This window comes from Thermus igniterrae ATCC 700962 (assembly GCF_000376265.1).
Taxonomy (GTDB): domain Bacteria; phylum Deinococcota; class Deinococci; order Deinococcales; family Thermaceae; genus Thermus; species Thermus igniterrae.
The window spans coordinates 13,078-33,903 of record NZ_AQWU01000051.1 but is presented as its reverse complement, the minus strand read 5'-3'; the positions used below and the strand labels follow the sequence as shown (position 1 = coordinate 33,903).

The 20,826-nt window shown below is 70.7% G+C and carries 16 protein-coding genes and 1 CRISPR repeat array; of the genes, 14 read left to right on the top strand and 2 right to left on the bottom strand.

Annotated elements, in window-relative coordinates; all coding sequences use genetic code 11:
• Positions 1 to 8 precede the first annotated feature (8 nt).
• A CRISPR array of direct repeats spans positions 9 to 1,438; the repeat unit is 28 nt; unit sequence GTAGTCCCCACGCACGTGGGGATGGACC.
• A 30-nt stretch (positions 1,439 to 1,468) separates the two neighbouring features.
• The 13 genes from B128_RS0103775 to B128_RS0103715 all read left to right on the top strand — a co-directional run bounded on the left by B128_RS0103775 (position 1,469) and on the right by B128_RS0103715 (position 16,514).
• Positions 1,469 to 1,936 (top strand): S-ribosylhomocysteine lyase, encoded by a 468-nt coding sequence (locus tag B128_RS0103775; RefSeq protein ID WP_018110943.1) that lies wholly within the window; start codon positions 1,469 to 1,471, stop codon positions 1,934 to 1,936.
• Positions 1,933 to 2,595 (top strand): 5'-methylthioadenosine/S-adenosylhomocysteine nucleosidase, encoded by a 663-nt coding sequence (gene mtnN / locus B128_RS0103770; RefSeq protein ID WP_018110942.1) that lies wholly within the window; start codon positions 1,933 to 1,935, stop codon positions 2,593 to 2,595. Before B128_RS0103775 ends, mtnN begins: the two co-directional genes overlap by 4 nt.
• Positions 2,596 to 2,610: 15 nt before the next feature.
• On the top strand, positions 2,611 to 3,534 hold the full coding sequence (locus B128_RS0103765) for a ribose-phosphate diphosphokinase (RefSeq protein WP_018110941.1): 924 nt from the start codon (positions 2,611 to 2,613) through the stop codon (positions 3,532 to 3,534).
• Positions 3,535 to 3,607: 73 nt separating this feature from the next.
• The gene (locus B128_RS0103760) at positions 3,608 to 4,222 is read left to right on the top strand and encodes a 50S ribosomal protein L25 (protein WP_018110940.1); all 615 of its coding nucleotides are present in this window, start codon (positions 3,608 to 3,610) and stop codon (positions 4,220 to 4,222) included.
• A 92-nt stretch (positions 4,223 to 4,314) separates the two neighbouring features.
• Positions 4,315 to 4,887 carry an aminoacyl-tRNA hydrolase gene (gene pth / locus B128_RS0103755; RefSeq protein ID WP_018110939.1) on the top strand — a complete coding sequence of 191 codons (573 nt, stop codon included), beginning with the start codon at positions 4,315 to 4,317 and terminating at the stop codon, positions 4,885 to 4,887.
• Positions 4,888 to 4,889: 2 nt separating this feature from the next.
• Positions 4,890 to 5,858 carry a D-alanine--D-alanine ligase gene (ddl, locus tag B128_RS0103750; RefSeq protein ID WP_018110938.1) on the top strand — a complete coding sequence of 323 codons (969 nt, stop codon included), beginning with the start codon at positions 4,890 to 4,892 and terminating at the stop codon, positions 5,856 to 5,858.
• A gap of 59 nt (positions 5,859 to 5,917) precedes the next feature.
• The gene (locus B128_RS0103745; protein ID WP_026175000.1) at positions 5,918 to 6,724 is read left to right on the top strand and encodes a carbohydrate deacetylase; all 807 of its coding nucleotides are present in this window, start codon (positions 5,918 to 5,920) and stop codon (positions 6,722 to 6,724) included.
• The gene (locus B128_RS0103740) at positions 6,721 to 7,974 is read left to right on the top strand and encodes an MFS transporter (RefSeq protein WP_026174999.1); all 1,254 of its coding nucleotides are present in this window, start codon (positions 6,721 to 6,723) and stop codon (positions 7,972 to 7,974) included. Before B128_RS0103745 ends, B128_RS0103740 begins: the two co-directional genes overlap by 4 nt.
• A gap of 3 nt (positions 7,975 to 7,977) precedes the next feature.
• Positions 7,978 to 10,347: a glycoside hydrolase family 31 protein gene (locus B128_RS0103735; RefSeq protein WP_018110935.1), complete on the top strand. Its 2,370-nt coding sequence runs from the start codon at positions 7,978 to 7,980 to the stop codon at positions 10,345 to 10,347.
• The gene (locus B128_RS0103730) at positions 10,344 to 12,392 is read left to right on the top strand and encodes a glycoside hydrolase family 2 TIM barrel-domain containing protein (protein WP_018110934.1); all 2,049 of its coding nucleotides are present in this window, start codon (positions 10,344 to 10,346) and stop codon (positions 12,390 to 12,392) included. The genes B128_RS0103735 and B128_RS0103730 overlap by 4 nt, the downstream gene beginning before the upstream one ends.
• A 56-nt stretch (positions 12,393 to 12,448) precedes the next feature.
• A complete protein-coding gene (gene galT, locus B128_RS0103725) occupies positions 12,449 to 13,495 on the top strand; it encodes a galactose-1-phosphate uridylyltransferase (protein WP_018110933.1) in 1,047 nt (348 codons plus the stop codon).
• On the top strand, positions 13,492 to 14,985 hold the full coding sequence (gene glpK / locus B128_RS0103720) for a glycerol kinase GlpK (protein ID WP_018110932.1): 1,494 nt from the start codon (positions 13,492 to 13,494) through the stop codon (positions 14,983 to 14,985). Before galT ends, glpK begins: the two co-directional genes overlap by 4 nt.
• Positions 14,982 to 16,514, top strand: a complete 1,533-nt coding sequence (locus tag B128_RS0103715; protein WP_018110931.1) for a glycerol-3-phosphate dehydrogenase/oxidase — start codon at positions 14,982 to 14,984, stop codon at positions 16,512 to 16,514. The genes glpK and B128_RS0103715 overlap by 4 nt, the downstream gene beginning before the upstream one ends.
• Here B128_RS0103715 and ftsH read toward each other — a convergent pair whose 3' ends face one another.
• Positions 16,515 to 18,362, bottom strand: coding sequence for an ATP-dependent zinc metalloprotease FtsH (gene ftsH, locus B128_RS0103710; RefSeq protein ID WP_026174998.1), 1,848 nt, complete (start codon positions 18,360 to 18,362; stop codon positions 16,515 to 16,517). It lies immediately after the preceding gene.
• 73 nt (positions 18,363 to 18,435) lie between these two features.
• On the opposite strand from ftsH, the gene B128_RS0103705 reads away from it, so the two are divergent.
• Positions 18,436 to 19,788, top strand: coding sequence for a tetratricopeptide repeat protein (locus tag B128_RS0103705; protein WP_018110929.1), 1,353 nt, complete (start codon positions 18,436 to 18,438; stop codon positions 19,786 to 19,788).
• Here B128_RS0103705 and B128_RS0103700 read toward each other — a convergent pair.
• Complete coding sequence (locus B128_RS0103700) at positions 19,785 to 20,819, bottom strand: response regulator (RefSeq protein WP_018110928.1); 1,035 nt, start codon at positions 20,817 to 20,819, stop codon at positions 19,785 to 19,787. The genes B128_RS0103705 and B128_RS0103700 overlap by 4 nt on opposite strands.
• Positions 20,820 to 20,826 lie beyond the last annotated feature (7 nt).

The window sequence follows — 20,826 nt, the reverse complement described above, 5'->3', positions numbered from 1 at the left end:
CGTGGCCAGTAGTCCCCACGCACGTGGGGATGGACCGCTGGCTCCGGTCCGATACGAGGCCTCCACTCCGTAGTCCCCACGCACGTGGGGATGGACCGCATAGAAGCGGAAGCGGGGACGCACCCCCTGCGTAGTCCCCACGCACGTGGGGATGGACCGCCCACGGCAAGGGCGGAGCGCATGGCCTCCAGTAGTCCCCACGCACGTGGGGATGGACCGCCGAAGGCCTGGAAGACCGCCTCGGGGATAGCGTAGTCCCCACGCACGTGGGGATGGACCGTCTCCCTACGAAAGGACAGGGATGGCTACCTCGTAGTCCCCACGCACGTGGGGATGGACCATCCCGCCACTCTCCCTTACGGCCCTCGGCATAGTAGTCCCCACGCACGTGGGGATGGACCAGCCGTATCGGCTCCATCCTGGGGCTCCCCTGGGTAGTCCCCACGCACGTGGGGATGGACCTCCCTGAAGGGCGGGACATCACCGCCCCCTCCAGTAGTCCCCACGCACGTGGGGATGGACCGGCCCGCTCCTGGTCAGCTGGGGGGATACCCTCGTAGTCCCCACGCACGTGGGGATGGACCGAACCCATAGCAAGAGCCTTGCTATGGCATGGGGTAGTCCCCACGCACGTGGGGATGGACCAGGTCGGGGCTGGAATCATCCGGCCCCGACCACGTAGTCCCCACGCACGTGGGGATGGACCATGGTGGAAGCCGTGGACCCCAAAACGGTGGCCGTAGTCCCCACGCACGTGGGGATGGACCGCGCGGGGGGCTCTATGCGGACCTGGAGATGGCGTAGTCCCCACGCACGTGGGGATGGACCGCCACCACCCGCGTGTTGGAGGGGCCCCAGGTGTAGTCCCCACGCACGTGGGGATGGACCGTGGTCCTCGGCCCACGGGAGCTCGGGCTGGAAGTAGTCCCCACGCACGTGGGGATGGACCGGTGGTAGCTCTGGTCTACGGCAGGCCCGGTACAGTAGTCCCCACGCACGTGGGGATGGACCTATCTATCGTCCCTGCATCCGTTTCAGCCTGTGGTAGTCCCCACGCACGTGGGGATGGACCGTAGGCCACAACGGGGCCAGGAGCCCTGTGGCAGTAGTCCCCACGCACGTGGGGATGGACCGGATAGCGGCCACCGCGACAGTAGCCACCTGCAGTAGTCCCCACGCACGTGGGGATGGACCATCCTACCGCTTCCAACGCCCCTCCATTCTGCCGTAGTCCCCACGCACGTGGGGATGGACCAGCCATTCCTAGTTTTCCGCCTTTGGGCCCCCTGTAGTCCCCACGCACGTGGGGATGGACCGGGACTGCAAACGCCGGCACCGCCTGGAGGCAGGTAGTCCCCACGCACGTGGGGATGGACCGCTGCGGCAACGACACTCCAGGCCGGGGACGGCGTAGTCCCCACGCACGTGGGGATGGACCTGAGGGGCGGCTTTGGTGTTTGATGGAGCCATGGCCGAGGTGGAAAGCTTTACCCTGGACCACACCAAAGTGAGCGCTCCCTACGTGCGGCTGGCGGGCAGGAAGCAGGTGGGGGGCGGCCTGGTGGAGAAGTACGACCTGCGCCTGGCCCAGCCCAACCGGGAAGCCCTGCCCACAGCGGCCCTGCACACCCTGGAACACCTCCTGGCGGGCTACCTCAGGGACCACCTGGAGGGGGTCATAGACCTGTCCCCGATGGGCTGCCGCACGGGCTTTTACCTGGTGGTGGAGGGGCCTTTGGAGGAAGAAAAGGTTTTGGTGGCCTTTGAAAGGGCCCTGCGGGACGTGCTCCTCCACCAGGGGCCCATTCCCGGGGCCAGCTTCCGGGAGTGCGGCAACTACCGGGACCACGACCTGGAAGCGGCTAGGGCCTGGGCCGAGCGGGTGCTGCGCCAGGGGCTTAGGGTGCAGGCCACGGTGCCCCTGGAGGAGGCATGACCGCCTTCTTCGCCGCGGAGCCTGAGGAGGCAGAGGCCCTGCGCCGGGCCCTGGGGGCAGAGGAGCCCCTCGAGGCCCCCTTCCCCCTGCACCGGGGGGAGGGGGTGCTGGTGGCGGAAACCGGGGTGGGCAAGGTGGCCGCGGCCATGGCCGTGGCCCACGTGCTCACCCGGCTTGCCCCCAAGGAGAGCTTTTTCCTGGGGGTGGCCGGGGCCCTGGACCCCACCCTGAGGGCCCTGGACCTCCTCCTGGCGGAACGGGCGGTGCAGTGGGACGTGGACCTTACCCCCTTTGGGCGGGCCCCGGGGGAGACGGCCTTCGGGGTGCGCTTCTTCCCCTCGGACCCTACCCTTCTGGCCCGGGCAGAAGGGGCGGCCCAGGCCCTGGGGCTTTCCCACAGGCGCGGGGTGGTGGCCACGGGGGACCGCTTTTTGGCCCAGGCGGAGGAGGCCAGGAGGCTACAGGCCCTTCACGGGGCCCACGCCGTGGAGATGGAGGGGGCGGCGGCCCTCATGGTGGCCTGGCGCTTCCGCCACCCCATGGCCCTGGTCCGGGCGGTGACGGACGGGGCGGGGGAGGGGGCGGCCTTGGACTTCCAGGCCTTTTTGCGGGAGGCCTCGAGGCGGCTCGGCCTCCTGGCCCGGGCCCTCGTATACTGAAAGGGGGGTCTCCCTATGGAAATAAGGCTCTTCACGGGGAACGCGCACCCCGATCTGGCCCGGCGGGTGGCGGTGGCCCTGGGGGTTCCCTTGGGCCAGGCCCTGGTGGACCGTTTCCCCGATGGGGAGGTGCGGGTGCGGCTTCTGGAGAGCGTCCGCGGCGACGACGTCTACCTCATCCAGCCCACCAGCCCCCCGGTGAACGACCACCTCATGGAGCTCCTCCTCCTGGCGGATGCCGCCCGCCGGAGCTCGGCGGGGCGCATCAACGCCGTCATCCCCTACTTCGGCTACGCCCGGCAGGACAAGCAGACGGAGGGGCGGGAGCCCGTAAGCGCCAAGCTGGTGGCCAACCTCCTGGAGACCGTGGGGGTCCACCGCATCATCGCCATAGACCTCCACGCCCCCCAGATCCAGGGCTTCTTTGACATCCCCGTGGACCACCTCTCCGCCGTCCGCCTCTTCGCCCGCTACCTCAAGGAGCAGGGGTATGCGGAAAACGCCGTGGTGGTCTCCCCGGATGCCGGGCGGGCGGAGGAGGCCCGGAGGCTGGCGGAGCGGCTGGGCCTGCCCTTGGCCATGCTGGCCAAGCGCCGCCACGGCCCCCGGGAGACCTCCGTCACCTACGTCATCGGGGACGTGGCGGGCAAGCGCCCCCTGGTCATAGACGACATCGTCTCCACCGGGGGCACCATACGGCGGGGGGTGGAGGCCCTCCTCCTGGCCGGGGCCCTGCCCGAGGTGGTGGTCATGGCCACCCACCCGGTGCTGGTGGGGGAGGCCCGGGAAAACCTGGCCCACCCCGCCATCCGCGAGGTCATCTTCACCGACACCATTCCCCTGCGGGATGGGGGCTATACCGTGCTCTCCACCGCCGAGCTCCTGGCCCAGGCCATCCGCCACGTGCACACCAACCAGTCCGTGAGCGCCCTCATCTGAGCAGGTACCGGGGGGATGTGGTAAGCTTTTCTTCGTGTGCCCCTTGGGGGGCAGGGTCCTTTAGGGAGGAGCCATGGAGTATCGCCTGAAAGCCTACTACCGGGAGGGGGAGAGCCCCGCGGCCTTGCGCCGGGGGGGTAAGCTCCCCGGGGTGATGTACAACAAGAGCCTCAACAAGAAGGTCTACGTGGAGCTGGGGGAGTTTGACAGGGTTTTCCGCCAGGCCTCCATCCACCACGTGATCGTCCTGGAGCTTCCCGATGGGGAGCTTCCCACCCTGGTGCGCCAGGTGAACCTGGACAAGCGCCGGCGCCGCCCCGAGCACGTGGACTTCTACGTCCTCTCCGACGAGCCCGTGGAGATGTACATTCCCCTGCGCTTCGTGGGCACGCCCCAGGGGGTGCGGGAGGGCGGGGTGCTCCAGGAGGTGCACCGGGACATCCTGGTGCGGGTCTCCCCCCGGAACATCCCCGAGTTCATTGAGGTGGACGTCTCCGGCCTGGGCATCGGAGACAGCATCCACGCCGCGGACCTGAAGCTCCCCGAGGGGGTGAAGCTGGCCGTCTCCCCCGAGGAGACCATCGCCGCGGTGGTGCCTCCGGAGGACGTGGAGAAGCTGGCGGCGGAGGCCCTCGAGGCCCCGGCCGAGCCCGAGGTCATCAAGAAGGGGAAGAAGGAGGAGGAGTAAGGCCTACCCGCCCCGGCCAGGGCTGGGGTGGGAGCTGGGTGGCCCAGGTCGCTTTGGCCTGGGCCTAGCCTGTACCCTTGGCGGAGGAGGGCATGTTTTTGGTGGTGGGTCAGGGCAACCCGGGGGAGCGGTACGCCAGAACCCGGCACAACGTGGGCTTCATGGTCCTGGACCGCTTGGGCCTTTCCTTCCGCAGGCAGGGGGAGGCCCTGGTGGCCGAGGCCGAGGTGGGGGGGGTGAAGGGCTTTTTCCTCAAACCCCTCACCTACTACAACCTCACCGGCCAGGCGGTGGCCCCGTGGGTGCGTTTTTACAAAATCCCCCCGGAACGCCTCCTGGTGGTCCACGACGAGATGGACCTGCCCTTGGGCCGCCTCCGCTTCAAGGCCGGGGGGGGCACCGCGGGCAACCGGGGGCTCATCTCCATCGCCGAGGCCCTGGGGACCACGGCCTTCCACCGCCTGCGCATCGGTATCGGCAAGCCCCCGGCCAAGGAGCTTGGGGCCCAGTACGTCCTTTCCCCCTTCCTTCCCGAGGAGTGGCCCCTGGCGGAGAGGGTGCTGGAGGTGGCCAAGGAGGCCGTGCGTTGCTGGGCCAAGGAGGGGCTTCTCCCCTGCGCCGACCGCTACAACGGCCTGGACCTGCGCCAGGAGGCTAAGCTTTAGGCATGACGGTTTCCCGGGTTCTCCTGATCGCCGGGGGGAGGAGCGCGGAGCACGAGGTCTCCCTGCTTTCCGCCGAGGGGGTGTTGCGGCACATCCCCTTTCCCACGGAGCTGGCGGTGATCGCCAAGGATGGGCGCTGGCTTTTGGGCCAGCGGGCGGAAGAGGCCCTGAGGGCCAAGGTGGCCCCCGTGGGGGAACACCCCTTCCCACCCCCCCTGGACTGGGACCGCTATGGGGTGGTCTTCCCCCTGCTCCACGGCCCCTTCGGCGAGGACGGCACCCTGCAGGGCTTCCTGGAGCTCCTGGGCAAGCCCTACGTGGGGGCCGGGGTGGCGGCCAGCGCCCTCTGCATGGATAAGGACCTCTCCAAGCGGGTCCTGGCCCAGGCGGGCATCCCTGTGGTGCCCTGGGTGGCGGTCCACCAGGGGGAGCGCCCCTACGTCCCCTTTGAGCCTCCCTTCTTCGTCAAGCCCGCCAACACCGGCTCCAGCATCGGCATCCGCCGGGTGGAGGACTACGCCGCCTTGGAGGAGGCCCTGGAGGAGGCCTTCCGCTACGACCGGAAGGCGGTGGTGGAGAAGGCCCTGCCCCGGGTGCGGGAGCTGGAGGTGGGGGTCCTGGGGAACGTCTTCGGGGAGGCCAGCCCCGTGGGGGAGGTGCGCTACCAGGCCCTCTTCTACGACTACGAGACCAAGTACACCCCGGGCCGGGCCGAGCTCCTCATCCCCGCCCCCCTGGACCCCGGCACCCAGGAGACGATTCAGGAGATGGCCCTTTTGGCCTACAAGCTCCTGGGCATCCGGGGCATGGCCCGGGTGGACTTCTTCCTCTCCGAAGGGGAGCTGTACCTGAACGAGATCAACACCATCCCCGGCTTCACCCCCACCAGCATGTACCCCCGGCTCTTTGAGGCCGGCGGGGTTCCTTACCCCGAGCTCCTCCGGCGCCTGGTGGAGCTGGCCCTGGCGTAGACCCCGCACGGGGAGGCTCCCTTTCCCTTAGAATGGCCCTAGAAGGGAAAGGGGGCTTTATGGAGCTTTTGGAGCGGCTCGGCCTTGGGAGCAGGCGGGTCCTCATCCTGCACCACGACGACCTGGGCCTGACCCACGCCCAGAACGGGGCCTACAGCGCCCTGGGCCTTCCCACGGGGAGCGTGATGGTGCCGGGGGCCTGGGCCCCGGCGGTGCGGGGGGCGGACCTGGGGGTGCACCTCACCCTCACCAGCGAGTGGCAGGCCCCCAGGCTACGCCCCCTCACGGCCGGGGAGAGCCTGAGGGACGAGGCGGGGTATTTCCCCAGCACCCTGGAGGCCCTCTGGCAGAGGGCCAGGGCCGAGGAGGTGGAGCGGGAGCTTAGGGCCCAGATAGAAGCGGCCCAGCGGCTCTTTTCCCCCACGCACCTGGACACCCACCAGGGGGCGGTGATGCGGCCGGATTTGGCGGAGGTCTACCTCAGGTTGGCCCAGGCGTACCGCCTGGTTCCCCTCATCCCCGATACCCTCGAGGGCCTAGGGGTTCCCCCGCCCTTTCTGCCGGAGCTGGAGCGGCTCATGGCGGAGGCGCCCTTCCCTCGGGTGCGCTTTCTGGACCCCTACGGCCTTCCCCCCGAGGAGCGGCTTGGGTTCTACCTGGGCCTGGCCCACCTTCCCTCCGGGCTTTACTACCTGGCCCACCACAGCGCCCTCCCCACCCCCGAGGGCCGGGCCCTCCCCGACTGGGCCACCCGAGAGGCGGACTACTTCGCCCTGGCCCACCCCGAGGTGCGGCGGGTCTTGGCGGAGTTCCACCCCCTCACCTGGCGGGCGGTGCGGGAGGCCCTGAAGGAGGGATGGCGGTGAAGGCCTGGCGCTACGCTTCGGGCCAGTTGGGCCTCACCCTGGTCTCCGAGAGCTTCGGCACCTACCTGGCCTTCTTTTACCTGGAAAAACTGGGGCTTTCCGCCGCCTTCTACGCCCTGGCCCGCACGGTCTACGCCGCCTGGGATGCCCTCAACGACCCCCTTTTCGGCCACCTCTCGGACCGCACCAAGACCCCCTGGGGCCGGCGCCGCCCTTGGCTTTTGCTGGGCCTTCCCCTTTTCCTCCTCCTCTACCTCCTGGTCTTCTGGGTGCCGGACTGGGCCAAAAGCCCATCGGTCCTGCCCTACTACTTTGCCCTGGCCATCGTCCTTTACGAGACCGCGGCCACCGTGGTCTGGACCAACTACGGCGCGCTTTTCCCCGAGATGTTCCGGGGCCTGGCCGAGAGGGCCAGCGCCGCGGCCCTGCGCCGGGGCACGGAGCTTTTCGGCCTCATCCTGGGCATCGCCCTGGCCCCGGTGGTCTACGCCCAGGTGGGCTTTTTCGGCATGGCCCTCCTCTTTGGCGGGCTGGCCCTCTTCGCCTTCCTCTTCTTCCTCAGGGGGGTGGAGGAGGACCCCAAGGCGGAAAGCGGCCTGGGCCTTCTGGCCTCCTTCCGCCTGGTCTTCGCCAACCGGGCCTTCTGGGTGGCGGCTTTGGTGGCCCTCCTTTTTGAGTTTGGCCGCACGGTGATCCAGACGGCCATGGCCTTCTACGCCAAGCACAGCCTGGGCCTGCCCGAGGCCGCCACCACCTTCCTCTTCGCCGCGGTCTTCCTGATGGCCCTGCCTTCGGTGTTCCTCTGGGGGCGGCTGGCGCGGGCCCTGGGGGGGAAGCGGGCCTGGCGGCTGGCCCACCTCCTCATGGGGCTGGCCGCCCTCCTCCTCTTCCTGCCGCAAAGCCTCCTCCCCGCCCTCTTGGTGGGGGCCCTGGTGGGGGTGGGCTTTGCCGGGGTGCGGGTCACGGGGGAGGTGGTGATGGCCAAGGTCATTGACCTGGACGCGGAAAGGACGGGAACGCGGCGGGAAGGGGCCTACTACAGCCTGGTGGGGCTCATGGGGCGGCTTTCCGGGGCCATGGTGGGGATGGCCTTTGCCCTTTTAGGTCCCCTCTTCGGCTACGTGAGCGGGGAAAACCCGGGGCCGAACCCGGGGTTGGCCTTCCGCTTCCTTATCTCCGTGGTCCCCGGGGTGGCCATCCTCCTGGCCTACGGCCTCACCGCCCTCTTCCCCCACGAGGTACGGGAGTAGGCCATGCGGGGTCTGGCCAAGGTCTTGCACAACGCGGTGCGGATGGCCTGGCTCCTCGGGCCCAGCATCCTGGGCCAGGCGGTGCGCTACGCCTGGGTACGGGACCGGCTGGAGGGCAGGCCCCAGGAGCCCCGCTGGCAGGGGGTGGGGCGGCCCCTGGGCCTGGAGCCCATCCCTGGTGGGGTTCGCGTCCGCTTCCTCGAGGCCGAGCTCAGGGCGGTCTTCCTGGGGGAGGACCTCCTCTGCCTCGCCTGGGCCCCGGAGGAGGCCCTGCCCCCTTATGCCCTGGCGGAGCCCCTGGAGCCCTTTGAGCCCCAGCGCTTGGGGGAGGACCTCCTCAAGACCCCCCGCATGGCCCTGAGGGTGGGGGAGGAGGGCCTGGAACTGCTGGATGCCCAAGGACGGCTTCTGCGGCGGGAGGCCTACCCCCAGATGGCCTCTTGGGGGGCGCACCGGGCCTGGCGGTACCGGGTGGCCCTGGCCCCTGGGGAGCGGGTCTTAGGCCTGGGGGAGCGGGCCTTTCCCCTGGACCGGCGGGGTGGGGTTTTCCGCCTCTGGAACCGGGACCCCGGGGGAAGTTATGGCCCGGGGGAGGATCCCTTGTACCTTTCCGTGCCCCTCTGGCTTTCCCTCCTGCCCGAAGGGGGGTACCTGGCCTTCTATGAGAACCCCGCCGAGGGCCTGGTGGATCTGCGGGGAGAGGAAGGCCTGGTGGCCTTTTATGGGGGGCCTTTCCGCTACTACCTAGTCCCGGGCCCTTTGGAGGAGGCCCTTGCCCGCTACCTCCGCCTCACCGGCCTGCCCTCCCTGCCCCCCCGCTGGGCCTTGGGGTTTCACTTCGCCCGCTGGGGACTTAAGACCCAGGAGGAGGTGGAAGGGGTGGTGGCGGGCTTTTTGGAGCGGGGCCTACCCCTTAGGGCCATCCACCTGGACATTGACCACATGCGGGGCTACCGGGTCTTCACCGTAGACGAGGCCCGTTTCCCCGACTTCCCCGGCATGGTGGCCCGCTTCCGGGCCCAGGGGGTGCGCACGGTGCTCATCCTGGACCCGGGGGTCAAGAGGGAGGCGGGTTTTCCCCCCTACGAGGAGGGGCTCCGGGAGGGGGTCTTCTGCCGCCTGCCCTCCGGGGAGGTCTTCCAGGGGCCGGTCTGGCCTCACCTGGCCGCCTTCCCCGACTTCACCCACCCCAGGGCCCGGGCCTGGTGGGGGGAGAAGGTGGGGGATTTCCTGGAGAATGGGGTTTCCGGCTTCTGGCTGGACATGAACGAACCGGCCCTCTTCGCCGCCTGGGGGGAACCCACCTTCCCCAGGGGGGTGCGCCACGCCCTCGAGGGCCAAGGCGGGGACCACCTCCTGGCCCATAACCTCTATGGCCTCCTCATGGCCCGGGCTACCTGGGAAGGATTTCGGGAACGTGCCCCGGAAGGGCGCCCCTTCCTCCTCACCCGCTCGGGGTTTGCCGGGGTACAGCGCTACGCCTGGGCCTGGACCGGGGATGTGGAGAGCACCTGGGAGGGGCTCAGGACCACCCTGCGGGCCCTTCTGGGGCTTTCCCTCTCCGGGGTGCCCTTTGTGGGTTCGGACATCGGGGGGTTCAGCGGCAACCCTAGCCCTGAGCTTTATCTGCGCTGGTTTCAGCTGGCCGCCCTCACCCCCTTTTTCCGCCAGCACTCCGCCTTTTGGACCAGGCGCCGGGAGCCTTGGCGCCTGGGGGAGGAGGTGCTGGAGGGGGTAAGGGAGGCCCTCGCCCTCCGGGAGGCCCTCCTACCCTACCTCTACACCCTGGCCTGGCGGGCGGCCCGGGAAGGAAGGCTTCTCCTCCGGCCCCTCTTCCTGGACGGGGGGCCCTACACCGAGGAGGCCTTTGGGCTGGGGGAGGCCCTCCTGGTGGCCCCGGTACTGGAGGAGGGGGCCCGGGCTAAGGAGGTACCCCTGCCCCGGGGGGTCTGGTATGCCTGGGGGGAGGACCGGCTCTGGGAGGGGCCGGGCTGGGTGCGGCTTCCTGCTCCCCTCACCGCCATCCCCCTTTTGGTGCGGGCGGGTAGCGCCTTGCCCCTTTTGGAGGGGGAGGGCTTGGTCCTCCACCTCTACCCGGGGATGGAGGGGGCGGAAGGGGTTCTCTTCTGGGACGAGGGGGATGGGGAAGGCCCCCACCGGGAGGACCGCTTCCGCCTCCTGCCTGCGCAAGGAGGTTTCCGCCTCCTTTGGGAAGCGGAAGGGGCCTACCCCTGGCCCTGGAGGGAGCTTGGCCTGAGGCTCTTTGGCAGGAGGCTCCGGGGGGCTTGGGTGGGGGGCCGTTTGCTGGAAGCAAAGGAGGGGCGGGTGTGGCTTCCTCCCTTTGAGGAGGCCTTTTTGGAGGTGGTGGCATGAGGCTGGAGCGGGCGCTCTTTTTGGCCCACGGGGCCGAGGAGCCCGAGGGGCTTCCTGAGGCGGGGTGGCGGGAGGTGGCCCTGCCCCACCAGTGGAGCCTGGAGGGCCTCGAGGCCGAGGTGGGCTGGTACCGGCTGGAGCTCCCGGAAGGGGAGGGGCGGCGTTTCTTGCGCGCTTGGGGCGACTACTACCAGGAGGCCTGGCTGGAGGGGCGCCCCTTGGGGCGGCACGAGGGGTACTTCTTCCCCTGGCTCCTGGAGCTTCCCCCGGGGCGGGAGCTTTTCCTGAGGGTTTCCGCCCCCAAGGAGCCCCTGGGCCAGTGGCCCCGCTTCAAGCGGCAGATCAAGGGGGTGTTCGGCCAGCACGACTGCCGCCCGGGGGGGACCACGGAGCGGGGCCAGGAGCGGGGCACCGGGGGGCTTTGGGGGGGTGTGGAGCTCTTCTTTCATCATGAGGTGGCCCTCTTGGCCCTCACCCACCGCCTCTACCCCCGGGCGGGGGGATGGCGGCTTCTGGTGCGGCTTCTCCTGGACACCCCTGGGCCTTTTCGGGAAGCGGTACGCCTTTCCCTCCAGCCGGAGAACTTCCCCGGGGAGGCCCTGGAGAAGGAGGCGGTGCTGGAGGGGGCGGGGGGACGGGCCTGGGGGGAGGTGGTCTGGGACCTGCCCGCCATGCCCCTTTGGGAGGTGTGGGAGCGGGGCTTTCCCCATCTCTACCGCCTCGAGGCCAGCCTGCTGGGTGCCACCCTGGCCGCCCCCTTAGGCTTCCGCACCGTGGCCCTGGACCCTGAGGGCTGGCTTCTCCTGAACGGCCGGCGGCTCTTCCTGAGGGGCACCAACGCCATCCCCACCCAGTGGCTGGCGGGCTACACCGAGGCCCAGGCGCAAAGGGACGTGGCCCTCCTCAAGGAGGCCCACCTGAACGCCGTGCGGGTCCACGCGCACATCACCCACCCCGCCTTCTACCAGGCCTGCGACCGGGAGGGGATTCTGGTCTGGCAGGACTTTCCCCTGCAGTGGGGCTACGCCCCGGACGAGGCCTTCGCCCAGGAGGCGGTGCGCCAGGCACGGGCCATGGTGGAGGCCCTGGGGGCCCACCCCTCCATCTACCTCTGGTGCGCCCAGAACGAGCCCACCCACGGCCGCCATACCCTGGGGCCCCTCCTGGCGGGGGAGATCCGCGCCCAGGACCCCACCAGGCCGGTGAAGGAGGCCTCGGACTTCCGGGAGCACCCCTACCCCGGCTGGTACTGGGGCCACCTGCGGGACTTCCTGGCCCTGCCGGGGGCACCCCTGCCCTCGGAGTTCGGGGCCCAGGCCCTGCCCCGGGCGGAGCTCCTCAGGCGGGTCCTGGGGGAGGCCGCCTGGCCCCCTCAGTGGGAGGCCTACGCCTACCACAACTTCCAGCCCCACGAGACCTTCCGGGTGGCGGGGGTGGAGGTGGGGGACAGCCTGGAGGCCTTTGTGGAAAACTCCCAGGACTACCAGGCGAGGCTCCTCAGTTTTGCCGTCCACGCCTACCGCCGGGCCAAGGGGAAGGTCGTGGGCTACTTCCAGTTCATGTTCTTTGAGCCCTGGGAGGGGATTACCTGGGCGGTCCTGGACGTGGAGCGGGTGCCCAAGAAGGGGTTTTACGCCCTCAAGGAGGCCAGCTCCCCCGTCCTCCTCTCCCTGGTGCCCTACCGGGAGCGGGTGGAGGTGGGGGGGCCTCCCCTCATGGAGGCCTGGGTGGTGAACGACCTGGACCGGCCCCTGGCCCTCCAGGTGCGCCTTTGGCTGGAGGGAAGGGAGCAGCTTGACCTCCTGGCGGAGGAGGTGGCCCTAGGAGCGGGGGAGGTGCGGCGGGTGTTTCAGCTCATGGGGCTTTGGGAGGAACCCCTCGAGGTCCAGGCCCGCTGGGCCCCCCTGCAGGAGGCCTTAAGGGGCCTTCCCCCGGGGCCCTACCGCCTGGTGGGGGAGGCCTGGGAGGGAGAGCGGCTTTGGTCGCGGCAGGTCCTCCTCCTGGAGTACCTGGAGCCCATCCTGCCCCCCGGGGTGGCGTGGTGATGGGGGCTGGGGGGAGGAGGGTGAGGGGGTAGGACGCCTTAAGCTGAACTTGGACTATGAGCCCCTTTTATAGGCGTATCCACCGCAAGCCAGATGGCCGGGAGCTCATCCTCTACGCCCTGGAGCCCCTCGAGGCCCCCCCTCTGCCCGAGCCCGAGGAGGCCTCCGCCCCTGCCCCCCACCTCCGCTACCATCCCCTGCGGGGGGAGTGGGTGGTCTACGCCGCCCACCGCCAGGAGCGCACCTTCCTCCCCCCCAAGGAGCACTGCCCCCTCTGCCCCAGCCAGCCAGGGGGATTTCCCACGGAGATCCCCTTCCCCACCTTCCAGGTGGCCGTCTTTGAAAACCGCTTTCCCTCCCTGGTCCCCACCCCCCCGCCTCCCCCTGAGGGCCTGCCCGTGCCCGCGGGGGAGGCCAGAGGCCGCTCTGAGGTGGTGGTCTATACCCCGGCCCATGTGGGCAGCCTGGCCACCCTCTCCGAGGAGGAGAGGCTCCTCCTGGCCTGGGTCTGGCGCGACCGTTACGCCGCCCTTTACGCCCAGGAGGGGGTGCGCTTCGTCATGCCCTTTGAGAACCGGGGGGAGGCCGTGGGGGTGACCCTGCACCACCCCCACGGCCAGGTCTACGCCTACCCCTTCGTGCCCCCCCTCCTGGAGCGGGAGGCCCGGGCCTTCCGGGAGAGGCCGGTGCTCCTGGAACTCCTGCCCCATCTGGAGCCCTACCGGGTGGACGGGGAGGAGGGTTTTTGGGCCTTCGTCCCTCCCTTTGCCCGCTACCCCTTTGAGGTCTGGGTGGTTCCCGAGGAGCGCCACCCCGGGCCCTGGACCTTCAGCGAGGGGGAGATGGCCGCCTTTGCCCGGCTCCTGGGCCGGGTGGTGGCCCGCTACGACGCCCTCTACGGCGAGCCCTTCCCCTACGTGATGGCCTTCCACGCCGCCCCCCTGGGGGAGGAGCGCACCTTCCACTTCCACGTGGAGTTCTACCCGCCCAGGCGCACCAAGGAGAAGCTCAAGTTCCTGGCGGGCACCGAGCTTGGGGCGGGGACCTTCGTGGTGGACGCCCTGCCCGAGGACACCGCCAGGAGGCTAAGGGAGGCCTTATGAGACGGTACCTTTTGGCCTTGGACCAGGGCACCACCAGCAGCCGCGCCTTCCTCTTCACCCCAGAGGGAGAGGTGGTGGCCATGGCCCAGCGGGAGCTCACCCAGCACTACCCGGAGCCGGGCTGGGTGGAGCACGACCCCCAGGAGATCTGGGAGGGCCAGCTTTGGGCGGCCCGGGAGGCCTTGCGGCGGGCCGGGGTGGGGGGGGAGGAGGTCATCGCCCTGGGCCTCACCAACCAGCGGGAGACCACCCTGGTCTGGGAGCGGGATACGGGGCGGCCCCTCCACCGGGCCATCGTCTGGCAGGACCGGCGCACCGCCCCCCTGTGCGAGGCCCTCAAGGCGGAGGGGCTGGAACCCCTCTTTCGGGAGCGCACGGGCCTCCTCCTGGACCCCTACTTCTCGGGGAGCAAGCTGGCCTGGCTCCTCGAGGCCCTCCCCGGCCTCCGGGAGAGGGCTGAGCGGGGGGAGGTCCTCTTCGGCACCGTGGACACCTGGCTCCTCTACCGCCTCACCGGGGGCAGGGTCCACGCCACCGACCCCAGCAACGCCAGCCGCACCCTCCTCTTCAACCTCCACACCCTCTCCTGGGACGAAGAGCTTCTGGAGGCCCTGGGCATCCCCCGGGCCATGCTCCCCGAGGTGCGCCCCTCGGACGGGGACTTCGGCGAGACCCTGCCCGGGCTCTTCGGGGCCGCCATCCCCATCCGCGGGGTCTTGGGGGACCAGCAGGCGGCCCTCTTCGGCCAGGCGGCCCTGGACCCGGGGGAGGGGAAGTGCACCTACGGCACCGGGGCCTTTCTCCTCCTGAACACCGGGGACGGGCCGGCCTCTCCCCCGGAGGGCCTCCTCACCACCCTGGCCTGGGTCATGGGGGAAAGGCCCACCTACGCCCTGGAGGGAAGCGTCTTCGTGGCGGGGGCGGTGGTGGGGTGGCTGAGGGACCTGGGCCTGGTGCGGGAGGCCAAGGAGGTGGAGGCCCTGGCGGGGGAGGTGGCGGACACGGGCGGGGTCTACCTGGTGCCCGCCTTCATCGGCCTGGGGGCCCCCCACTGGGACCCCTACGCCCGGGGGGCCATCCTGGGCCTCACCCGGGGGACGGGGCGGGCCCACCTGGCCCGGGCGGCCCTGGAGGGGGTGGCCTTCCAGGTGGGGGAGGTGGCCCTGGCCATGGCGGAGGCCGCGGGGGTGCCCCTGAGGGAGCTTAGGGTGGACGGGGGGATGGCGGCCAACGCCCTCTTCCTCCAGATCCAGGCCGACCTCCTGGGGGTGCCGGTCCTGCGGCCTAGGGTGACGGAGACCACCGCCCTGGGGGCGGCCCTGATGGCCGGGGTGGGGGCGGGGGCCCTGGACCTGGAAGGGGTCCGGGGGGCCTGGCGGGAGGAGGCCCGCTTCCTCCCCCAGATGCCTGAAGCCAGGCGCCAGGCCCTCTTCCTGGGCTGGCGGCGGGCGGTGGCGCGGGCCATGGGCTGGGCCCGGGAGGAGGGATGACCCCGGAGCGGGCGGCCCTTTGGGAAAGGCTGGGGGAGGAGTTTGACCTCTTGGTCATCGGCGGGGGGGCCACGGGGGCAGGGGTGCTCTGGGAGGCCACCCTGCGGGGCCTAAAGGCGGCCCTGGTGGAGGCGGGGGACTTCGCCTCGGGCACCAGCAGCCGCTCCACCAAGCTCCTCCACGGGGGGGTGCGCTACCTGGAGCTGGCCCTAAGGCGCCTGGACCGGCGCCAGCTCCGGCTGGTGGTGGACGCCCTCAGGGAGCGCAAGGTGGTCATGGGCCTGGCCCCCCATCTGGCCCGGCCCCTCCGCCTCCTCACCCCCCTCTTCCGTCCCCTCGAGGTCCCCTACTACTGGACCGGCCTAAGGCTCTACGACCTTCTGGCGGGCGGGCGGCGCCTGGGGGCGAGCCGCTACGCCTCCCCCCGGGAGGTGCGGGCCCTCTTCCCCGACCTGCCCCCCACCCTGGGAGGGGTCCTCTACTGGGACGGCCAGTTCCTGGACTACCGGCTGAACCTGGCCCTGGTCCTCTCCGCCCTGGCGCGGGGGGCGGTGGCCCTGAACCATGCCGAGGCCACCGGTTTCCTCCTCCGGGGGGGACGGGTGCAGGGGGCGGTGGTGCGCGACCGCCTCATGGGGCGGGAGCGGGAGGTCTGGGCCAAGGCGGTGGTGAACGCCGCCGGCCCCCAGGCGGACCGGGTGCGCCGCCTCCTGGACCCCGCGCTTCCCCCCCTCCTTACCCCCTCCAGCGGGGCCCACCTGGTCCTGGACTACCCCCTGGAGGTGGGCCTCCTCCTCCCCCGCACCCGGGACGGCCGCGTCCTCTTCCTCCTGCCCTATGGGGGCCGGGCCCTCCTGGGCACCACCGACCTTCCTGCCCCGCCCACCCCCTGCCCCCTGCCCCAGGAGGCGGAGGTCCAGTACCTCCTGGAGGAGGTGCGCCCCTACCTGGGGGACCTCTCGGGCCGGGTGCGGGCCGCCTGGTCCGGGCTCAGGCCCCTGGTGGGCCAGGGGGAGACCCGGTTTCTGGTGCGCGACCACCTGGTCCGGGAGGAGCGGGGGCTTTACACCCTGGTGGGGGGGAAGTGGACCACCTTCCGCCTCATGGCCCTGGACCTAGTGGAACGGGTGGCGGCGGACCTGGGCTGGCGCCTCCCTCCCTCCTCCAGCCACCGCACCCCCCTCCTGGGGGTGGGACCCCGGCCCCCCCTGCCCGAGGGGGTGGGGGAGCGGCTTTACGCCCATTACGGGGCCCTGGCCGCCCAGGTCCTGGCCCTGGGGGAGCGCCCCCTACTGCCCGGGCGGCCCTACCTCGAGGGGGAAGTGGTCTGGGCGGTGCGGCGGGAGCTGGCGGCGAAGCCCCTGGACGTCCTGGCCCGCCGGCTGGGCCTGGCCTTTTTGGACGGGGAGGCGGCGGCGGAGGCCCTGCCCCGGGTGGCCCACCTCATGGCCCCCCTCCTGGGCTGGAACGAGGAGAAGAAGGAGGCCCTCCTGGAGGAGGCCAGGAGGGCCTTGCCCGGGCTTTGCTAGCTATTCCTCCGTGCTCCTTTGCACCGCCTGGGCCTCCTTCAGGATGGCCCGGACCCTTTCCCCGGGGATGGTTTCCTCCCGGAGGAGCTCCTCGGCGATGCGGTGCATGGCCTCCGCGTGCTCCAGGAGGACCTGCCGGGCCTTGGCGTAGGCCTCGTCCAGGATCTGCCGGATGTCCTGGTCAATGAGGCGGGCGGTCTCCTCGGAGTGGTCCTTCTTCTTGGCGATCTCCTCCCCCAGGAAGATGGGGCCGGAGTCCGAGCCCCAGGCGATGTTGCGGAAGTGCTCCCCCATGCCCCAGTCCAGGACCATGCGCTTGGCCAGTTGGGTGGCCCGTTTGAAGTCGTCCTGGGCGCCAGTGGTCACCGTGCCGGTGAAGAGCTCCTCCGCCACCCGGCCGGCCATGAGGACGGCGAGCTCGTCCATGAGGTGGTCGCGGGAGACCAGGACCCGCTCCTCGGGCTTGCTCCAGCGGGCCCCCAGGGCCATCCCCCGGGGCACGATGGAGACCTTCTCTGTCTTGTCCGCGTGGGGCAGGACCTCCCCCACCACCGCGTGCCCCGCCTCGTGGTAGGCCACGGCCCGGCGCTCCTCCTCGGAGAGCTTCAGGGCGGGGCGCTCCAGGCCCAGGACGATCTTGTCCAGGGCCTTCAGGAAGTGGGCCTTCTGGATGCGCCTCTCCCCCTCGCGGGCGGCCAGCAGGGCTGCCTCGTTCACCAGGTTCTTCAGGTCGGCCCCCGAGAAGCCCGGGGTGAGGTGGGCCAGCTCCAGGGCGTCCACGTCCTCGGCCACGGGCTTGTTGCGCATGTGCACCAGGAGAATCTCCTTGCGCTCCTCCAGGGCGGGAAGCCCCACCACCACCTGGCGATCAAAGCGCCCCGGGCGCAGGAGGGCGGGGTCCAGGATGTCCGGGCGGTTGGTGGCGGCCAGGACGATCACGCTGGTGTCCTTCTCAAACCCGTCCATCTCCGAGAGGATCTGGTTTAGGGTCTGCTCCCGCTCGTCGTGGCCTCCGCCGATGCCCGCTCCCCGCTTGCGGCCGATGGAGTCCAGCTCGTCAATGAAGATGATGCTGGGGGCGTTGCGGCGGGCGTCCTCAAAGAGGCTGCGCACCCGGCTCGCCCCCACGCCCACGAACATCTCCATGAACTCGCTGGCGGAGACGGAGAAGAAGGGCACCCCGGCCTCCCCCGCCACGGCCCGGGCCAGGAGGGTCTTGCCGGTGCCGGGGGGGCCTACCAGGAGGACCCCCTTGGGGATTTCCGCCCCGATTTCCAGGTACTTCTGGGGGTTTTTGAGGAAGTCCACCACCTCCATGAGCTCCCGCTTGGCCTCCTCGTGGCCGGCCACGTCCTTGAAGGTGGTGTTCACCCGCTTTTCCCGGCCGTACTGCCGGGCCCGGCTCTGACCGAACTGCATCACCTGCCCCGCCCCGCCCTGGGCCCGCATGAAGAAGAACCAGAAGAAGAGGATGAGGAGCAGGGTGGGGCCTATGTAGATGAGGAGGCTGGGCCAGAGGGAGGGGGGCTTGGTGACGATTTTGACCCCGCTTTCCTCCAGGAAGCGCAGGAGCTCGGGGTCCGCCACCTGGGCCGGGGGCAGGGGCACGGCGAAGCGCCGGGCCACCTGGGTTCCCCCCCTGGGGGTGGGGAGGCGTTCGGGTTCTTTGAGGAGGCCCAGGATGCGGGTTTCCTCCAGGGTGACCTCGGCCACCTTGCCCCCGCGCACCAGCTCCCGGAACTCCGTGTAGGAGAGGGTGGGGGCAGGCGGGCCGGTGAAGGCGGTATAGGCCAGATAGCCCAGAAGGAGCAAAAGGACCAGGGTGAAGGGGTTGATCCGCTGCGTCAACATCTACCTCCCTCGCCCTATGGTAGCGCCTGGAGGGTGAGAGGACTGAGGCGTGTGGTATCCTCTAGCGGCGATGAGGGGGGTCCTCGAGGCCCTGCACCAGGGGGACTACGACACCGCCATGGAGCGCCTCACCCGCACGGCCCTTTTCGGCCGCAAGGAGGAGGCCAGGGAGGCCCTTCTTCTCCTGGCGGAGGTGCACAGCCTCTACGGGGAGGAGGGTCTGGAGAAGGCCCACCAGGCCCTGGAGGAGGCCTACGAGCTGGGGGATTTGGAGTACAACCCCCTTTACCGGGCCCTTCTGGCCGAGCTCCTGGCCCTGGAGGGGCGGGGGGAACGGGAGGTTTTGCCCCTCTTCCTTCCCAGCGAGGACCCCCGGGCCCGGTACCACCAGGCCCAGGCCCTCTTCTACCTGGGCCGGTTTGAGGAGGTCCTGACCACCCTGCGCCAGGGCCTCCCCGCCTTCTTGGCCTGGCGGGCGGAGGGGCTTAGGGGAAGGGCCCTGGAGCGGCTTGGCCGCCATGCGGAGGCCGCCTTGGCCTACGAGCGGGGGGCGGAGCTGGCCCTGGGCGTGGAGCGCTACTGGCTCCTCCTGGACGCCGCCGCCATGTGGCTGGAGGCGGGGGAGGGGGAGAGGGCCCTCCTGGCCCTGGAGGAGGCCCTGGGGGCGGTGGGGGAGGAGGGGGCGGAGGACGCCGCCACCCGCCACTACCTCCTGGCCCGGGCCCACCTCCTCCTGGACAACCCCAACCGGGCCCTGGAGGCGGTGCGCGAGGCCCTGAAGTGGGAGGAGGAAAGCGGCCACAAGGCCTACGGTACCCCCCTTCTGGAGGGGCAGATCCTCCTGCGCCTGGGCCGCTACCCCGAGGCCATGGCCGCCTTCCAGGAGGCCCTCAACCGGGCCGAAGGGGCGGAGAGGGCCTACGTCCTCCACGAGATGGGGGTGGCGGCCCTGGACCAGGGGGCCTATTTGGAGGCGGAGGAGTACCTGAAGGCCCTCCTGCGGGAGGAGGGCTATGCCTACCGGGCCCAGGCCCTGGCGGACCTGGCTGAGGCCCTCTACCGCCAGGGGCGCTACGGCGAGGCGGAGGAGGTGGCCCGGGAGGCCATGGGCCTGGGAGCGGAGGCGGCGGGGGAGCTCATCCTGGGCCACATCGCCTACGACCTCATGCACCTGGAGGAGGCCTTGGGCCACTACCGCAAGGCGGCGGACCTGGCGGAGGAGGGGAGCCGGGAGTGGGTGGGAGCCCAGGAGATGGTGGTGGACACCCTGGCCCAGCTGGGCTACCGCTCCCCCGAGGAGATCCTGGCCCGGGCCGAGGCGGTGCTGCCCCACGTGCACCCGGCGGATGAGTGGCACGAGGCCCTCTCCGCCTACCGGGAGCGGGCGGCGGCCCTCCTGCGGGAGGGCCGGAGGCCCAACTAGCCTCCCCGCCGCAGGGAGGCAAGGGCCTTGAGCACCTCCTGGGCCCTTAGGGGCTTGGGGAGGTGGAGGACCCTGAGGGGGCGGAAGAGGAGGCCCGGAGGGGTCTCGCTCACCAGGTACAAGGAGGCCAGCCTCCCTTCGGGATGGGCGCGGATGCGCCGGGCCATCTCCAGGGCCTTCTCCCCCTGGAGGACGATGCCCTTGGGGCGCTCCTGGAGGAGCCTCAGGGCGCTTTCCGGGTCCCGGGCCAGGAGGACGCGGAAGCGGTGGGCCTCGAGGAGGTAGAGGAGAAGCCGCCGTACCACGCCGCTTTCCGCCAGCACCAGGACCAGGGGGTCCTCGGCCAGGAGGGTGGAGGGGTGGATGAGGCCCCGGCTTTTCAGCTCAAAGAGGAGGTGGTACACCTCCTGCTCGGGCAGGCCGGAGAGGAGGGCCACGCTTCTGGCCCGCCGCACCCCGTCCAGAAGCTCCAGCACGGTCCAGGCCTCGGGGGTGAGGGGGTGGCGGGTGGGGTCTTCCACCAGGTGGAAGACCTCGTCGGGGTCCACCTGCCCCCGGCGCCACTCGTCCAGACGCCGAGCCGCCTCCATGAGGGTGGCCCCCGTGTCCAGGGTGTGGGGCAGGGCCACCTGGCTCCCCTCCGTGAGGGGCTCGGCCAGGATTTCCCCTTCCCTTTCCCCCAGCAGGGTGGCCAGGGCCTCCAGCACCTGGGCCTCGAGGGCCTCCTTGAGCTCCTCCTCCCCGATGAGGCCCAGTTCCAGGGCCAGGGCCCCCAGGGGGGTCCCGGGGTTTTCCCGCCCCTGGCGCTCCACCAGCTCCTGCACCTCCTCCAGGGTGAGGTGGCCCAGGCGCACCAAATACTCCCCCAGGTGGGGGCCCGGCTCGGTGCGGGCGTAGACGATCCGCCCCCCAAGGAGGTGGATGCGCCCGTAGATCCGCCCCCGGAAGGTGACCACCGCGCTCCTGCGCCCCGCCTCCAGGGCCTTCAGGAGCTCCCCCAGGTCCAGTTCCTCCAGGGTCGCCCGGATCACAGGCCCA

Excerpts from the sequence above, each read along its gene's own strand:
- B128_RS0103775 (WP_018110943.1), top strand. The coding sequence starts at position 1,469 with ATGGCCGAGGTGGAAAGCTTTACCCTGGACCACACCAAAGTGAGCGCT.
- B128_RS0103715 (WP_018110931.1), top strand. The coding sequence starts at position 14,982 with ATGACCCCGGAGCGGGCGGCCCTTTGGGAAAGGCTGGGGGAGGAGTTT.
- ddl (WP_018110938.1), top strand. The coding sequence starts at position 4,890 with ATGACGGTTTCCCGGGTTCTCCTGATCGCCGGGGGGAGGAGCGCGGAG.
- B128_RS0103735 (WP_018110935.1), top strand. The coding sequence starts at position 7,978 with ATGCGGGGTCTGGCCAAGGTCTTGCACAACGCGGTGCGGATGGCCTGG.
- B128_RS0103760 (WP_018110940.1), top strand. The coding sequence starts at position 3,608 with ATGGAGTATCGCCTGAAAGCCTACTACCGGGAGGGGGAGAGCCCCGCG.
- B128_RS0103730 (WP_018110934.1), top strand. The coding sequence starts at position 10,344 with ATGAGGCTGGAGCGGGCGCTCTTTTTGGCCCACGGGGCCGAGGAGCCC.
- glpK (WP_018110932.1), top strand. The coding sequence starts at position 13,492 with ATGAGACGGTACCTTTTGGCCTTGGACCAGGGCACCACCAGCAGCCGC.
- mtnN (WP_018110942.1), top strand. The coding sequence starts at position 1,933 with ATGACCGCCTTCTTCGCCGCGGAGCCTGAGGAGGCAGAGGCCCTGCGC.
- pth (WP_018110939.1), top strand. The coding sequence starts at position 4,315 with ATGTTTTTGGTGGTGGGTCAGGGCAACCCGGGGGAGCGGTACGCCAGA.
- B128_RS0103765 (WP_018110941.1), top strand. The coding sequence starts at position 2,611 with ATGGAAATAAGGCTCTTCACGGGGAACGCGCACCCCGATCTGGCCCGG.
- B128_RS0103745 (WP_026175000.1), top strand. The coding sequence starts at position 5,918 with ATGGAGCTTTTGGAGCGGCTCGGCCTTGGGAGCAGGCGGGTCCTCATC.
- galT (WP_018110933.1), top strand. The coding sequence starts at position 12,449 with ATGAGCCCCTTTTATAGGCGTATCCACCGCAAGCCAGATGGCCGGGAG.
- B128_RS0103705 (WP_018110929.1), top strand. The coding sequence starts at position 18,436 with ATGAGGGGGGTCCTCGAGGCCCTGCACCAGGGGGACTACGACACCGCC.